Annotated in this window: 11 protein-coding genes; 9 read left to right on the top strand and 2 right to left on the bottom strand. The window is 45.8% G+C overall.

Translation table 11 applies throughout. The features are described from left to right. Positions 1–112: 112 nt before the first annotated feature. Positions 113–2,734 (top strand): bifunctional diguanylate cyclase/phosphodiesterase, encoded by a 2,622-nt coding sequence (locus SPEA_RS01935; protein ID WP_012153630.1) that lies wholly within the window; start codon positions 113–115, stop codon positions 2,732–2,734. Between the two features lie 33 nt (positions 2,735–2,767). Here the strand turns inward: SPEA_RS01935 and rep are convergent, their stop codons facing one another. Next, positions 2,768–4,783: a DNA helicase Rep gene (rep, locus tag SPEA_RS01930; RefSeq protein ID WP_012153629.1), complete on the bottom strand. Its 2,016-nt coding sequence runs from the start codon at positions 4,781–4,783 to the stop codon at positions 2,768–2,770. 238 nt (positions 4,784–5,021) lie between these two features. Between rep and SPEA_RS01925 the strand changes: the two genes are divergently transcribed. The 4 genes from SPEA_RS01925 (at position 5,022) to ubiK (ending at position 10,288) form a co-directional block, all read left to right on the top strand. Beyond that, on the top strand, positions 5,022–5,600 hold the full coding sequence (locus SPEA_RS01925) for a TetR/AcrR family transcriptional regulator (RefSeq protein ID WP_041411226.1): 579 nt from the start codon (positions 5,022–5,024) through the stop codon (positions 5,598–5,600). Between the two features lie 15 nt (positions 5,601–5,615). Further along, entirely contained in the window at positions 5,616–6,734 is a 1,119-nt protein-coding gene (locus tag SPEA_RS01920; protein WP_012153627.1) for an efflux RND transporter periplasmic adaptor subunit, read from the top strand. A 15-nt stretch (positions 6,735–6,749) separates the two neighbouring features. Next, entirely contained in the window at positions 6,750–9,842 is a 3,093-nt protein-coding gene (locus SPEA_RS01915) for a multidrug efflux RND transporter permease subunit (RefSeq protein WP_012153626.1), read from the top strand. Between the two features lie 191 nt (positions 9,843–10,033). Further along, positions 10,034–10,288 (top strand): ubiquinone biosynthesis accessory factor UbiK, encoded by a 255-nt coding sequence (gene ubiK, locus SPEA_RS01910; RefSeq protein ID WP_012153625.1) that lies wholly within the window; start codon positions 10,034–10,036, stop codon positions 10,286–10,288. Positions 10,289–10,363: 75 nt separating this feature from the next. Here the strand turns inward: ubiK and SPEA_RS01905 are convergent, their stop codons facing one another. Then, complete coding sequence (locus tag SPEA_RS01905; RefSeq protein ID WP_012153624.1) at positions 10,364–11,221, bottom strand: DUF417 family protein; 858 nt, start codon at positions 11,219–11,221, stop codon at positions 10,364–10,366. Between the two features lie 394 nt (positions 11,222–11,615). On the opposite strand from SPEA_RS01905, the gene SPEA_RS01900 reads away from it, so the two are divergent. From SPEA_RS01900 to SPEA_RS01885, 4 genes are all read left to right on the top strand, one after another. After that, positions 11,616–12,428 carry a phosphatase PAP2 family protein gene (locus SPEA_RS01900; RefSeq protein WP_223296553.1) on the top strand — a complete coding sequence of 271 codons (813 nt, stop codon included), beginning with the start codon at positions 11,616–11,618 and terminating at the stop codon, positions 12,426–12,428. Between the two features lie 118 nt (positions 12,429–12,546). Continuing rightward, positions 12,547–13,023: an Lrp/AsnC family transcriptional regulator gene (locus SPEA_RS01895; protein WP_041410776.1), complete on the top strand. Its 477-nt coding sequence runs from the start codon at positions 12,547–12,549 to the stop codon at positions 13,021–13,023. A 449-nt stretch (positions 13,024–13,472) separates the two neighbouring features. After that, positions 13,473–14,828, top strand: coding sequence for a sodium-dependent transporter (locus SPEA_RS01890; RefSeq protein ID WP_041410774.1), 1,356 nt, complete (start codon positions 13,473–13,475; stop codon positions 14,826–14,828). A gap of 191 nt (positions 14,829–15,019) precedes the next feature. Continuing rightward, a complete protein-coding gene (locus tag SPEA_RS01885; RefSeq protein ID WP_012153620.1) occupies positions 15,020–17,005 on the top strand; it encodes a TonB-dependent copper receptor in 1,986 nt (661 codons plus the stop codon). Positions 17,006–17,207: the final 202 nt, after the last annotated feature.

Genomic DNA, 17,207 nt, shown 5'->3' with positions numbered 1-17,207 from the left:
AAGCTTCCAGAAAAGCGTCAAAATAATGACTTGGATATGCCTCTATTTCGTGTTATCAATATGTATCAGCTCAAATCATAACCAAATTTAAAGTGGCGATTGGCGGAACAACATGTTTAGGGAAGAAACATCTCAGTCAAAAGTGACATTGAGATTGAATAAAAGGATTACTCGTTTAAAAAAGTTGGCGCTGAAATACAAGCGTGCAGAGATAACTCAAAATGCGCTACTAGAGATCTCTAACTTTGCAGCAAGAGTTACCACTCCTGAAGAATTCTATTTATCACTGCATAAGTCGATCAAAAAACTGATCCCTGCAGATAACTTTTTCATCGCCACACTCAACTCGACCACAGGCAAGATTGAAATCCCTTTCTTTCAAGATGAGAAAGACGTACACCCTAGAGACTGCTATCCCAACGAAGAGTTATCCGACACTTTGTCCAGTGGACTAACTGGCTACGTGCTCAAAACAGATCAAACATTGATCTGTGATGATGAAACCTACCGCCAACTTGTCGAGTCAAAAGCCATCACGCCGCGGGGCAGCCATTTCCATCAATGGGTAGGCACTCCGATTAGAAGCGTCGATAGCACCATAGGTGTATTAGTCTTTCAAAGTTATAGCCGTGACACCCTCTATAATGAGATACAGATTGAGCTAATGAACTTCATTAGCCACCATATTTCTGGAGTGATTCAAAAGCTGCAAAATCAAGAGCAGTTAGAGCAAGCAATAAACACCCGCACCAAAGAGTTAAGCATCGCGTATAACAAACTAAAGCAAGAAGTCTATGAAAGGCGCCGCGCTGAACGTCTACAAAAGTCACTGTTTGAGATCGCAGACTTGGCGAACTCAAATATCGATAACCAAGAGTTCTACAGCGAGATCCATCGCGTCATTAGCCATTTACTGCCAATCAATAACTGCTTTATCTCGCAGCTTAATGAAAAACGAAATGCTATCACCTTTCCCTATTTCGTCTCTCAGTTTGACCAGACCTTGCCAAAACCTCGAGCCCTAAGTGATGGTTTAACCGAGTACATCCTAATGCATAGCAAGCCCAGGTTACTCAATCGAAATGATATTAATGAGCTTGTTGAATCGGGGGTTATCTATTGCGAAGCACCTGAGCTAAATGAAACCCAAGAGATCAACCAATGGATAGGTATCCCCCTGTTTATTCATGGTCAAGTCTGCGGTGCACTGACGGTTTACAGTTATAGTTTTAGCCAAAACTATCAAGAGAAAGACCTAGAGTTACTTACTTTTGTCTCTCACCACATTGCGACTGCGATTGAGAAAAAATTATCTGCCGAGTCATTAAAGCTAAGCTACGAGCAGTTAGAAGACAAAGTTAATCAACGAACTAAGGCATTAGAGAGCGTTAATCAAGATCTTGAAAAGGAGATTAACCAACGTAAATGTATCGAACGCCAGTTAGTGCACGATGCCAAGCATGACAATTTGACAGGCCTTCCCAATCGCTCCATGTTTATGGAGCGCTTAACTCAAGCAATAAAGCATGTGCGTAGGCATAGTCTTAATAGATTTGCCGTACTCTTTATTGATATGGACAGATTTAAGCTGCTTAACGACACCCTAGGCCACCTACAAGGCGACCGCTTCTTAATTGAAACGGCAAAACGCCTGCAACAGTGTATTCGTAGCAATGACATGCTCGCCCGCCTAGGAGGTGATGAGTTTGTTATTTTTCTCGATAGTATCAATGGTCAGCAGGATGCAGAAGATGTAGCAGAAAGAGTATTGGCCGAGCTGTCCAGGCCTTATGAGCTTGCTAACCAGCAATTTAACTCTAGTGCCAGCATTGGCCTTGCGATGAGCGGACTCAGCCATTCAGACACTAGCGAGTCGATACTTCGAGATGCCGATACGGCGATGTACCAAGCAAAATCACATGGTAAAGGCTGCTATGTGATCTTTAATCATGGGGTGAATCAGCAACAGATTAAAGATATCAAGCTAGAAAACGAACTTAAAAATGCTCTACTCAATCAAGAGTTAAAACTCAGTTACCTGCCAATCATGGCATTGGGCTCACAACAAACTCTGGCTTTCGAGCCTAGGCTATTCTGGCATCACCCGACTTTAGGCAAGTTAAAGCAAGCACAACTGAACAATATCGCCGAGCATTGCAACATGGTGATTGAACTCGACAATTACTTATTAGAGTTGGTTAATCAGAGCTATCATCACATGCAACTGGAATATGGCAGTCAACTTCAACTACATGTGTCTATCTCGAGTCAGCACTTGAATCATAAGTATGCGTTAAGAGCCCTTAAAAATAGAGTTAAGCAGTGCCAATTCAATATTAACGAGTTGACCCTGTTTTTTAATGAAAAGGCCTTCGTGCAAAACACCAATAATCACATCAGCGCCTTCGATAGCCTCAGCAAACTTGATGTCAAACTTGGGATTGAAGCCTATGGCAGTGCGCACAGCGCGATCAGTAGCTTGACCTTCCTCCCCATTCAAGCACTAAAACTCGACTCTAGCTATGCCGCTCACCTAAACAGTCAGCAACATGTTAAGTTGGTAAAAGCCTACTTTAATGCGGCTCAGGCTCTAGAGTTTGAGATCTTCGCCGTAGGAATAAGCAATCACAAACAGTGCGCTATATTGCAGGAGTTAGGATTTACTAAAGGCCAAGGTAGCCTATTAGGTAATGTGATTGAGTTAGAGACAAACAAAAACAGGGTATGTGCCTAATTTAAGCCAATACCCAGCTTTAAGAAACAAGCACTACTTATTCTTGAACATATCTCTTATGTTGGCGATATTCGTTTTCCCAGACTGCTGACGCTGCTCTACAGTTTGCACCGGTTTACGGTTTTCCCAAATGAGATCATCTTGAGGAAGTTCCATCAAGAAGCGACTCGGCTCACAACGAATGGTTTCACCAAACTGGCGACGCTCCCGACAAATCACAAACCACAACTCTCTTTGTGCACGGGTGATCCCCACATATGCCAGACGACGCTCTTCATCGACGTTATCTTCATCGATACTGCTTTGGTGAGGCAAAATTCGCTCTTCGGCGCCCACCATAAACACATAAGGAAATTCCAGTCCCTTAGAGGCGTGTAAGGTCATAAGTTGAACCTGATCGCCGCCCTCATCTTCGTTATTACGCTCCATCATGTCGCGCAGGGTAAGACGAGTAACCACCTCAGGTAATGTCATACCTTCATCTAAATCGTCGCCTTGCAGCATCTCTGTTACCCAGCGGTAAAGCTCAGAAATGTTCTTCATGCGCATTTCAGCCGCTTTTGCGCTAGTACTGGTCTCGTATAGGTAGTCTTCGTAATTAATCTTTCGAATTAACTGCTTAACAGCTTCGACGGGATCGCCACGTTCGGCACAGTCACCCATTTCAACCACGAAACGACCAAACTGATACAGAGACGACATGGCAGCAGGCGGTAATTCATGATTTAAGTCGGCCTCAAAAATAGCAGCGAACATCGAGATCTGCTTCTTATTGGCAAAATTACCTAGACGCTCAAGCGTTGCTGGACCAATCCCTCGCTTAGGCAAGTTAACAATGCGCAAGAAAGCATTATCATCATCGGGGTTAACCACCAAACGCAGGTAAGCCATGATGTCTTTGATTTCGGCACGACCAAAGAAAGAGGTGCCACCACTGAGTTTGTAAGGAATACGGTTAGTCATCAATGCACGCTCGAGTAGACGCGACTGATGGTTACCGCGATACAGAATCGCATAATCCCCATATGAGGTCCTACCAACGAACTTGTGACGGATCATCTCGGCGACGACTCGCTCCGCTTCCTGCTCCTCGTTGGCAGCAATCAACACCCGGATAGGTTCGCCATAAGCGAGCTCACTGAATAGAGCCTTTTCATATACGTGCGGATTGTTAGCAATAAGAATGTTGGCTGCGCGCAAGATGCGCTGACTAGAGCGATAGTTTTGCTCCAGCTTAATCAATTTTAATCGCGGGAAGTCTTTACCCAAGAGCACCAAGTTTTGTGGCTTAGCACCACGCCATGAATAGATAGACTGATCATCATCGCCTACCACGGTAAAGCGAGCTCGCTCGCCCACCAGCAACTTAACCATCTCATATTGGCTGGTGTTAGTGTCTTGATACTCATCCACCAGCATATATTGAATGCGAGTCTGCCAGCGAGTTCTTACCTCTTCGTTCTGTCTCAATAACAGAGTCGGTAATAGAATCAAATCATCGAAGTCGAGCGCGTTATAGGCCTTCATGTGCTGAGCATAACGCTGATACAGTAGCGCAAACAGCTGCTGCTGTTCATCTTTGGCAATCTTACGCGCCTGCTCAGGGATAACTAAATCACCTTTCCAGTTGGATATGGTGGTGGCTAATAGCCTCAGCAGATCTTTATCTTCGTCTAACTCATCCTGAGTCAGTTCCTTTAATAGCGCTAACGTATCTTGATCATCAAACAGCGAAAAGCCAGCCTTTAAGCCAACTACTTTATGCTCGCGTTTAATAATCTCTAAGCCTAAAGTATGGAAAGTTGAGATCCATAATCCTCGCGCCTCTTTACGCCCCATAGACTGTGATACACGCTCTTTCATTTCGCGTGCCGCTTTATTTGTAAAAGTAACCGCAGCAATATTGCGTGCTTTATAGCCACACTTTTCCACCAGATAGGCGATCTTATTAATGATCACTCTGGTCTTGCCACTGCCAGCGCCTGCTAGGACTAAGCAAGGGCCACTAACATAGTGTACGGCATCATTTTGTCCGGGATTGAGCTTCATGGATACGTTATAACCAAGGTATTAAGGAAGGCATTAAAAAAGGAATGATAGCAGAAAGGCCTCAGCAAGCGGAAAAGTTATCGACAATATCTCCTCCTTAGCAATTTGCGACTATATTTATCAATAATTAACTCATTAGCTTTTTGTGAAGCACTGAAATTTTGACATGCCCCTATTGCTAATACTTTAGTCTGACATTAAACTAATGAATGAACGTTCATTCATTTTTGATATTATTATGCACAACAAATACGATCTGATTCTTCGCGCCGCCGAAAAAATTATTGCTACAGGCGGAATACAGGGCCTGTCTATGCAACAGGTTGCAACTGAAGCAGGTGTCGCCGCTGGCACCATTTATCGCTATTTCAAAGATAAGAATGAGCTCATCTTAGAGCTCAGAAAAGACGTACTCTCTCAAGTTGCTGGCGCCATTTTGGCCGATCATGACCTAGGCACCCTAGAGCAGAGATTTAAACGGATCTGGATGAAAATGCATAACTACGGCAAGCAACGCACTTCAACCAATTTAAGTTATGAGCAATACGCTCATCTACCTGAAAGTAATACCAATGAGATCCGCCAGTTAGAGATGGAGCTGTTCGCACCGTTACAGCAACTCTTCGAAGAGGGCATTAAACAAGGCTTGATCCAGCCATTAAACCCTCGATTCCTATATGCCATCGCGATGGAGCCCTCTATGGCAATAGCGCGTTCAATTAGGCGCGGACTGATTGAATACAACGAAAAAGATATCACACTTGCCTGCGATATATGCTGGCAAGCCATTTTAATCCCAACTACATCGACAAACTAAAGGAGTTATCAGGACATGAAAAAGTGGACCCTGGTGATGATCATCATTGCAGTACTGGCTTTTGGCTCAGTCATTGGCTTTAATCTTTTTATTAAAGGAAAAATTGCCGATGCAATTGCCAATATGCCTGAAGCTGTGGCTCCCGTCACGGCTATCGATATTAAAGAGAGCAAGTGGCAACCAACGATTAACGCGATTGGATTTGTAGAACCTAATCAAGGCGTATCCATAGCTAATGAAGTTGCTGGTGTGGTATCCGCGATTCGTTTTGAAAACGGCAGTCAGGTCCAAGCGGGTCAAATGCTTGTTGAGTTAGACTCGAAAGTAGAGAAAGCCAATCTTAAGAGCAAGCAGGTGCAGCTACCCGCTGCTGAGGCGGACTATAAACGCCTAAGTAAACTCTACAAGCAAAACTCCATCTCTAAGCAAGATCTCGATAATAGTCAGTCTAAGTATTTAGCTTTAATGGCTGACATTGAAAGCTTGAGTGCCACCATAGATCGTCGTGAGATAAAAGCGGCTTTTACGGGTCTAGTCGGTATTCGTAACGTCAACTTAGGTGAGTATCTGCAAACAGGTACGGATATCGTCCGTCTCGAAGATATCAGCACCATGAAGATCCGCTTTACTATTCCGCAAACCCAGCTTCCTCGAATAGAAACAGGCCAAGTTGTCCATGTCCATGTAGACGCCTACCCTACCGAGCCATTTGAAGGGACGATTTCGGCAATTGAACCCGCCGTTTTCTATCAAAGCGGTTTGATTCAGGTACAAGCCCTGATCCCAAATTCCCACGGTAAGCTACGTAGCGGTATGTTCGCCAAGGTCGATATTATGTTGCCGGAGTTAACCCAACAGGTGGTGTTACCACAAACCGCGATTAGCTTTACCCTTTACGGCGACTCTGTCTATGTCATTGAAGAGAAAAACGAAGATGGCGAGCAAGTAAAGCGTGTTAAGCAGGTGAATGTAAAAGTCCTTGAGCGCGATGACATCAACGCACTCATCACTGGTGGCGTGAATGCTGGCGATACTATCGTCACCTCAGGTCAAGTACGCTTAAGTAACAACACTAAAGTCAAAGTGACAGAGGATGATGCACTAACCCCTCCAGCCACATTGCCACAGTTGTAAGCAGAGGATTTGGCGATGCGCTTTACAGATATATTTATACGCAGGCCGGTACTCGCGGCCTCCATCAGTTTTCTGATATTACTGCTCGGCTTCTATGCACTTAAAAGCATGCAAGTACGTGAATACCCGGAGATGACCAACACCGTAGTGACAATCAGCACCAGCTACTACGGCGCCGACTCTAATTTAATCCAAGGTTTTATTACTCAACCCTTGGAGCAAGCGTTAGCCCAGGCTGACAACGTTGACTTTATGACATCAGACAGCTTTTTAGGTAGCTCTAAAATCACTGTTTACATGAAGCTCAACACTGACCCCAACGGCGCCTTAGCTGACATATTAGCTAAGGTAAACTCGGTACGTTCTCAGTTACCTAAAGAGGCTGAAGATCCCACGGTTGAGATGTCTACAGGCTCACAAACCTCGGCCCTGTACATCTCTTTCTATAGCGATCAAATTAACTCAAGTCAGATCACCGATTATCTAGAGCGTGTAGTTAAACCAGAGCTATTTACTATCGATGGTGTTGCCAAGGTAAACCTTTACGGTGGTATCAAGTACGCCATGCGTATATGGCTAGATCCTGCTCGGATGGGTGCATTTAACCTGTCATCGACCGATGTCATGAGCGTACTGCAGGCCAACAACTATCAGTCAGCAGTGGGTCAAACCAACAATACCTTTACCCTGCTCAACGGTACTGCCGACACTCAGGTTGCCACAGTGGCAGAGTTAGAGAAACTGGTTATCGGCAGTAAAAATGGTCTAGTGATCCGCTTAGGCGATATCGCCACCGTCAACCTAGAAAAGAGCCACGATGTATATCGCGCCCTTGCCGATGGTCAAGAGGCGGTTGTGGTTGGACTCGATGTGACACCAACGGCCAACCCACTGGTTGTTGCCGCCGATGCACGCGCCATGATGCCTCAGATAGAGCGCAATCTTCCAGTCACTATGAAGACCCGCATTCTGTATGATTCATCATTGGCAATCGATGAATCGATTAATGAGGTGATCAAGACCATTGGTGAAGCAGCGCTTATTGTAATCGTGGTTATCACCCTGTTCTTAGGTTCATTGCGAGCGGTAATTATTCCGATTGTCACCATCCCTCTATCGCTTATTGGTGTGGCTATCATCATGCAGATGTTCGGCTTCACCCTTAATTTGATGACGCTATTGGCCATGGTTCTCGCCATCGGTCTGGTGGTCGACGACGCCATCGTGGTGGTGGAAAACGTCGATAGACATATCAAGCTTGGTGAGACGCCATTTAGGGCCGCGATTATCGGTACCCGAGAGATTGCCGTTCCCGTTATCTCGATGACCATTACCCTCGCAGCCGTTTACGCCCCAATTGCCTTGATGGGTGGTGTCACGGGATCGCTGTTTAAAGAGTTCGCCCTAACCTTGGCCGGTGCAGTGTTTATCTCTGGTATCGTGGCACTGACTCTATCGCCTATGATGTGCTCTAAAATTCTTAAGGCGCACTCAGAACCTAACCGTTTTGAGCGTAGTGTAGAGAATTTCTTAGAAGGGTTAACCAGTCGCTACAACCGTATGCTAACTGCGGTACTAGATAAGCGACCAGTGATTATCGGCTTTGCTATTATCGTGTTTGCCTCTCTGCCAGTAATGTTTAGCTTTATCCCCTCAGAGCTTGCACCAAATGAAGATAAGAGCGTGGTAATGATGATGGGCACAGCCCCTTCTAGTGCGAACTTAGATTATATCCAAGCTAATATGACATTAGTGACAGATATGATCAGTGCGCAACCTGAAGCCGCAGCATCCCTTGCTTTCGTTGGCGTACCCAATGCTAACCAAGCCTTCGGTATCGCACCGCTTGTACCTTGGAGTGAGCGTGATAAGAGCCAAAAGCAGATGCAGGAATTTTTTGGTAAAGAGGTGAAGAATGTACCCGGTATGGCGGTGACAACCTTCCAGATGCCAGAACTTCCAGGTGCATCTAGCGGCCTGCCAATTCAGTTCGTGATCACCAGTTCAACTTCTTTCGAAAGCTTATTCCAAATAGGTTCAGGCGTGCTTGAACAAGTGCAAAAAAGTCCACTTTTTGTCTACTCAGAGGTCAACTTAAAGTTTGATTCGGGTTCGATGAAAATCCATATCAAACGTGATGTTGCTGGTGCTTATGGCATAACCATGCAAGATATCGGTTTAACTCTAACCACCATGATGAGTGATGGCTACGTTAACCGTATCAACTTGGATGGCCGCTCTTATGAAGTGATCCCTCAAGTTGAGCGCAAGCTTCGTGCTAACCCTGAGGCTCTAGCAGGCTACTACTTAACTGCAGCCGATGGGCGTTCAGTGCCACTCGCAAGCCTAGTGGATATCGAAATAGTATCTGAGCCGCGTTCACTGCCACACTTTAACCAGATGAACGCCATTACCGTCGGCGGTGTTGCAGCACCTGGCGTGGCGATTGGTGATGCGATTGCCTTTTTAAAGAATATCGGTGATAACGAACTCCCTAAGGGTTATAGCTATGACTTCTTAGGTGAAGCACGTCAATATGTCACCGAAGGTTCGGCGCTGTACGCCACCTTTGGCTTAGCACTGGCTATCATCTTCCTTGTGTTGGCAAGTCAGTTTGAGAGCCTTAAAGATCCTTTGGTTATCTTAGTCTCTGTGCCACTGGCAATTAGTGGCGCCTTGGTGGCCTTAGGTTGGACTCATGTATTCGGGCTATCGTCGATGAATATTTATACTCAAGTCGGCTTGATTACCCTAGTGGGTCTTATCACTAAACACGGCATCTTGATGTGTGAGGTGGCAAAAGAGGAGCAGCTGCATAATGGTCTCAGTAGAGCCGATGCCATTAAGCATGCAGCAACCATACGTTTGCGCCCAATTCTAATGACAACGGCAGCAATGATCGCAGGCTTGATCCCGCTGTTATTTGCCTCAGGAGCCGGTGCTGTTGCTCGCTTTAATATCGGTCTAGTGATTGTATCTGGTCTGGCTATCGGTACCGTGTTTACCCTGTTTGTATTGCCGGTGATTTACACCTATCTGGCTGAGCAGCACGAGCCACTTCCAGTATTCGATGAAGCGTTGAATACCGCTGAAGAGGTCAAAGCTTAAGCCTTAGCTTTTGGCTAAACTTAAACAACCTAAACCAAAGCCTGCTGCAATAGCAGGCTTTTTTATTACCCAATCACCTTCACATAACGCAATCTTCTTATTGCAGACGGTGGTGATTATTTTGGCAATATAACTGAGCTCAGGTACAATCAAAGAATAACAGGCACTATGCACTTAAGCGGATATAGATAATGATTAACCCGAAGAAAATCGAAGAAGTGGCTAAGCAATTAAGCGAAAACCTTCCTAGTGGATTAAAGCAATTTGCGGGCGAATTTGAAGAACGCAGCAAGCAGGTTTTACAAAACCAGCTACAAAAACTAGACGTCGTATCTCGTGAAGAGTTTGAGGTGCAGCAGCACGTTCTAATCAAGACTCGTGAGAAGCTAGAAGCATTACAAGCACAAGTCGACGCCCTTGAAGCTAAGCTTAACTCTGCTGAGTAAGTTTATCTCTAGTAGCCAAAAAAAGAGCATCATAAACCATGCTCTTTTTTTGTTTTTTGGCTCACAAACCTCTAATTATATGCGTTTATTTTCCTCCAGCATTTTGGCAAATAGTAAAATACTACAGGCCAATAACGCTAAATCTTTCACAATAAACTGACCACTTTCCGTAAGCATCGGCACTGTTGAACTGGTTTCATAAGCGGGTAAGGTGACTAAGAAAGTTTGCGTTGCGGCAAAGGTTAACGCTGCAATGGTAAGGCCTAAACCATAGGCTTTATTCGACCATGAGGCTAACACAATACCAGCCACAGCAACGAGCTCTATCACGCCAATAAAATACGAGCCGTGCAATACACTAAAGATATCGTATATCCAACTAAACAACGGGCTAGTACTCATTAGGCCTTCAATACCGTCGGCTTCATACTGGGTAAACTTCATGCCGCCAATCCATGCCATTACCATTACAATCCCAGCTAGCATCGATTTTTCTGCCATAGCATTGAGCGCTTGTTTGCCGCCATAATAAGAAGCTATAAATAGCGCTAAAGCCGAGATCCCTAAGTACTTAATAAGGCCCTGCCCAGCGCCAATTGCAGGGAAGCCGCCTAAACTATCCAGCCATACAGGGTGAGTAAACAGCATTAATAACGGCACAATGGCGAGCCCAGCGTAAAGGTAAATCATTAACTGCGCCCAGCTATTTTGCGGCTTAAGCAGCGCAAGTGCCGTCAGTAGTTGCACAATACCAATTGCAGGACTAAGCCAAGGTAGATCAGCCAGACCGATCTCCATGAGTTGCTTAGTGAAATAGCTTGAATCATTTGCAGTAAATCTAGGTATTGCCGTCAGCAATAAAAAGCTCGCTAACAAGATCCGCGCGATCACAACACTGCTAGCAACGGACAAGTGTTTTAGTATGTTTGACATATAAGACTCCAATTTTTTGCAGTAGACCTACAAAATCAGTAAAGCCTTTCATCCAATTAAGTATTCTATGAAATAAGATTAATTTATGCTTCATCCGCAGGGGCTAGAATATCTCGACTTCGAGAGCTAATCTTCTTAAATAGAATTCAGGGGTTTTCCTAAACAGGTAGCCTGCTTAAATGGGCGGTATTCTTGAGTAGATAGCTTTCTTAAATAGGCAGTCTTCTTAAACCGGTAGCCTGCTTAAATGGGCAGTATTCTTAAGTAGATAGCTTTCTTAAGTAGATAGCCTTAAAAATGAGTAGTGTTCCTAAATAGATAGCTTTCTTAAGTAAATAGTCTTCTTCAATAACGGCCTATTACAGGGCTTTGTATATTCCGTACTGAGGCATTTTTGAATAATTTAAATCCAGACAAACACTATCGATTTTCGCCTCAACAAACCAATAAGCTCATGCTGGCAGCGTGGGCAGTGCTATTAATGCTTCCAGCAACTATTTACCTAACCGCTAGCAGTTTATTCCCCGGCATTGCCTTAGACACTTGGCTGTCTGAAGCCCTTTATTGGCTCACCAGCACAGGGACTGCCCCTTACGGCATCATCACCGGCTTACTCATTCTCACAGCTTGCTATCGCCGTATGAGCAAACCGCACTTCCTAAAGTTAGTCCTCGCCGTTTCCATCAGTATGGCGGCCACATTAAGCCTTAATCACTTTTTAAAACCCTACTTTGCCGAGCCTCGCCCAAATGCGGCCCTGCTAGAGCAAGAGTACCTACTTAATACTCAAGACTTCTATCAACATAGCAAAGCAGACAAAAGAGAACTCATTGGTATCGCTATCCAGCAACTTGATGTTGCACGCCCTGATCTCCAGCTCAGTGCTTCAATTAAGCGCCACTGGCAACATGAAGTCGGTTATGCCTTTCCATCAGGCCACACGCTATTTGCGGTCACCTTAGCCCTCGTTGTTGGCTATTACCTATTACTCGCAGGCAACCTTATCATGCCAGCGGTTTTATTATCTTGGGCAATTGCCATGGGCTTTAGCCGCATGTTGTTAGGCATGCACTGGCCACAAGATGTGTTAGCCTCCACCGCCATTGGTGGCAGCATCGCCTTTGGCAGTATCTATCTCACTCAAGCGCTATGGCCAAGACTGAGCCTGCTACTGCCTAAAAGCCGCCTAATGAACTGGATAACGTAAAACCTACTTATTAAACGGCTCGCTTGCGCTTGATATCAATTAAGGTATTCTGCCTGCAAAGGAAGCAATACTTTACTTAAACTCAAACGATTACCCCTAAACTTTGATGGAAGCGAGCATGGCTGAACTGCAATTAGACAAAATTGATCTGCACATCCTTAAATTGATGCAGCTACATGGAAAATTGTCCAACCAAGAGCTTGCCGAGAAAGTCGGCTTATCACCCTCGCCCTGTTCGAGACGAGTGAAGTCACTGGAAGAGGCGGGTTATATTGCAGGCTATGCGACCTTGCTCAGCGCCGAGCATTTCGATCTAGCTCTGACCGCCTACATTCAAGTTCGTTTAGAGAAACACTCCACCGAAATTTTAGAGGCTTTCGAGGTCAAGGTAAGCAGCTATGATGAAGTGCAAGAGTGCTGCCTACTCACGGGTAGCGACGCCGATTACCAACTCAAGGTGCTTGTCAGAGATATGAAGCACTTTAAAATCTTCCTGCTCGATAAGCTCACCACTAACGATCATATCGCGGGTGTGCGTTCAAGCTTCGTGCTAAAGCAAGTTAAAAACCAAACCAGTATCCCACTGCCAATTTAACTGTTTTTTGAAGCAACACTTTTTAAACGAGGACCCCTTTAAACGAGTACTCCTTTAAATGAGTGCTCTTTTGAATTAGCAGTTTTTGAGTTTCCCCTTCAATTTAGCCCCCTCTTAACCCACTGACTTTGACGCTGAGCCGAGTGGTACAAGATGTCAAAGCACCTCCCTACCTTGGTCATTACGACTATAATCTGTGCATTCGGTCGCACTTTTCCCTTTAATCGACAAATGATTTTATTGCGCATAGCCATAGACAAAAACGCCACTACGCAATCAAGTATCGCCATTAGCAGACTAAAAGACAAACTAATCTAAATTAGACTAAAAACTCAAAATAAAACATCAAAAAACAGATTTTAAGCGCGAGTTTAAGGCGTTGACACATCATTTTAAAGCACTAATATGCGCGCTCTTAATTGGCAAAGATGTACAGAAAGAGAGCTCAAATGAGTACAGTAAAAAACGGGCACTTCAGCTCTAGAATTGGCTTTATTATGGCGGCGGCAGGCTCTGCTGTCGGTGTCGGTAATATCTGGGGCTTCCCCACTCAAGCGGCCACCCACGGCGGCGGCGCATTCTTGCTTGTTTATCTGTTTCTGATCTTAGTACTCGGCTACCCCATGCTGCTTGCGGAGTTGATGATTGGTCGCCATGGGCAGACTAACCCAGCCGATGCCATGGCCAAGGTGGCGACTAAGCCACTTGCGAAGAAGATAGGTAAGGCAATCGGTTTTATCTCTATCATTACCGCCACCTTAATCTGTACTTTCTACAGCATTCTATCGGGTTGGTTTGTTAGCTTTGCTATCGCCCCCGTTGCCGAGTTAACCGGCCAAACCAATGTCGCGTCTTGGTTAATGGACTTCTCGCTATCGCGCAACTTAGTGTTCACCCTTATTTTTATCGCCATGGTGATACTGGTGATCCGTCAAGGTGTGCAACAAGGTATCGAGCGTTGGTCAAAGCGTTTGATGCCTATGCTGCTGATCATTTTAGTCGCTGGCGTGGCCTATATCTTGACCCAGCCAGGTGCGATGCAAGGGCTAGAAGTATTATTGGTTCCTGATTTTTCACGAGTGTTTGACGCCGATGTTTTGATTGGCGCCTTAGGGCAAACCTTCTTCTCATTAACCATAGGCACCGCAGCCATGATGGTTTATGGCGCCTACCTGAGCCAGAAAGAAGACTTGAGTAAGCTGACCGCCTACGTCACCTTAACCGATACCTGCGTGGCATTTTTAGCCGCACTTATGGTGCTACCTGCCATGTATGTAGCGCAGCATAATGGTGTACAGATTTTTGCCGAAGATGGCAGCTTATTAAACTCGGATACGCTTGTATTCACCGTTTTGCCAGCGTTATTCGACACCATTGGCGGCATAAGCCAGTACTTGTTAGCCATCACCTTCTTCATCTTAATGACGATTGCCGGCCTAACATCGGCTATCTCCATCGTTGAGGTACCTACCAGCTACCTTGTGGAAAAGACCAGCTTGAGTCGTGACAAAGCTACATTAATCGTTGGTAGCGTCGTTGCCGTTCTGTCTATGGTGGTTGTGTTTAATTTCGAGCTGTTATTTGGCTTTATGATCACCCTAACCACTGAACGGGCTCAACCGCTTATCGCCCTAGGTATCGCCATCTACTTGGGTTGGATCTGGAACAGAAATCAGCTTATCAGTGCCATTGCCGCACAAGATAACGTCGACACAAATAGCCTGTTTTGGAAGATATGGCCTTGGTATGTGAAATACGTTTGCCCAGTGCTTATCATCATGATTATTGTGCAGCTAATTAGCTAATTCATCACGATTGAACTCACTGTTAAGAAGGGCGATTTTATCGCCCTTTTTTTATACGTAACGCCAGTAAAAAGTGAGACTTGTCACACCCACCTGTGACCCTTTGTCGCACCTTGGGACAAATTGGTTTATCGCTATCGTAAACCTCTGTAAAACAGCCCTAAAAATAAATAACAATAGCGATAACAGTGATGAACAAGAAAACAATGCTGACCATTCCTGTGGTCACCTTAGGGCTGATTTCAATCCCAGCTTTCGCCGAAACTATTCAAAAAAATAACGATTCAGAGCCTGTTGAACGCATTATCGTCACCGGCGAGTTGATGAAGGATCCGACCAAGACCTATACCGATCCTAAAAAGCCACGCCTTCCATTACCCGCCTATGATGGTGCAGGGTTCCTTAAAACCATTCCTGGTTTTAGTATCGGCCGTAAAGGCGGCGCCGGTGGCGACCCAAGTCTGCGCGGTCTAGGCGGTTCACGCCTTAGCATTGTCGACGATGGTCAGCATGTTTATGGCACTTGCGGCGGCCGTATGGATCCACCAACCGCCTATATCTATCCTGAGGCCTATGACAACATCACCGTCATCAAGGGCCCACAAACGGTGAAATATGGCCCGGTCGGCAGTGCTGGCACCGTGTTGTTCGAAAAAGATCGCCATAGTTTCGATGAGCCGGGATTAGATGGCCGCGCCAGTATGACGGCGGGCAGCTTTGGCCGCACCGATTACTTAGTCGAGCTAAAAGCTGGCGATGAGAAGCATTACTTCGATATGGACGTCAATCAATCATCGAGCGACCATTACAAAGATGGTGATGGTAACGAGGTGCAATCGAGCTACGACCGCTCTAACTATAACTTTGCCCTAGGCTGGACACCAAGTGAAGCAACGGTACTCGAGCTAGCTTACGGCAGCTCTTCTGGTGAGGCGGAATATGCCGATCGCGCCAATAAAGCCCGTGAGATCAACAACGAAAATCTGACCTTTCTGCTGCAACATGAATTTGATAGTGAGTGGCTAAACAGCATCGAGCTGCAGGCCTACAGCAACGAGAACGATCACATAATGGATCAGTTCGACCAAGGCGTAAACTCGGGTACCAACGTTAGACGTGGCACCCAAGGCGGCCACCTTTGGGCTGACTTTACCTTAGCCACTGACTGGACATTAACCGCGGGGGCTGACTACATGGATAGCACCCATGAAGGTCGCAGCATCAACCCTGCCATCGATAACGGTTTAGACGATCTGCTGAACAAACCATTTAAAGACAACATGCGTTACCAAGCCTCAGGGCTATTTTTAGAGTCCACTTACAACCTCTCAAGCGGTAAGTTAATTGCTGGTGCCCGTTATGATCATTGGAAAACCGAACTCATGGTCGGCCAAAAAGGCGAGCGCAGCGATGATCTATTCAGTGGTTACGGCCGCTACGAACTCACCTCTGGCAACAGCCAATACTATGCCGGTGTCGGCCACGCTCAGCGAATGCCAGACTATTGGGAGATCATGAAGTCTGATGTGAATAATCCAAGCCAAAAGGCATTCGACTTAGCGCCAGAGAAGACCACTCAGCTGGATATCGGTTGGATCTATGAAGCCGATATTGCCATCTCGACTTCGCTATTCTATGGTGAGATCCGCGACTATATCTTGATTGATGCTAATCAGGGGCCAGCGACTACAGCCTATAACATCGACGCCACCGTCTACGGCGGCGAGATCGCGGCTACAATCCCGCTGACGGAGCATTTCTCCAGCCAAACCAGCGTTAGCTATAGTCACGGTGACAATGATACTGCAGGCACGCCACTAGGCCAGATCCCACCACTAGAGGGACGCATCACCCTAGATTACCAATATAACCAGTGGACTGCGGGTCTACTTTGGCGCCTAGTAGCCGCTCAAGATAGAGTCGCGATTGGCGAAGGTAACATCTCAGGCCAAGATTTAGCCGAAAGCAGCGGTTTCGGCACCCTTTCTTTCAACGCGAGCTGGAAGCATAACGAAGCAGTTTTAGTCAGCTTCGGGGTAGAGAACCTGTTCGATATCACTTATGCCGAGCATATTAGCCGCTCTGGTGCCGGTAACGACATTCCTGGTAGCTCTCCTATGTTCCAAGTCAACGAACCGGGCCGCACCGCTTGGGTTAAAGTGGATTACACTTTCTAAATGATTAAACACCACAGCTAAAATCTATGGACCTCGAAGGACAACAAGCTCACGAAGAAAAGCTAGCCCGTGCTTTTTGTTTTCTTCGTGCCCTCTGCGCCATAAACGCAGTGAACGCTTGGTGATTTATCGCTTTTAAAACAAAGACCCCAGCTTAAGCTGGGGTCTTTGTTTATTAATCCGACTTTGGCTTAACGTAATG

Source organism: Shewanella pealeana ATCC 700345 (assembly GCF_000018285.1).
GTDB lineage: Bacteria > Pseudomonadota > Gammaproteobacteria > Enterobacterales > Shewanellaceae > Shewanella > Shewanella pealeana.
The sequence above is the reverse complement of the archived record's forward strand: the minus strand, read 5'-3'. Positions and strand labels throughout refer to the sequence as shown.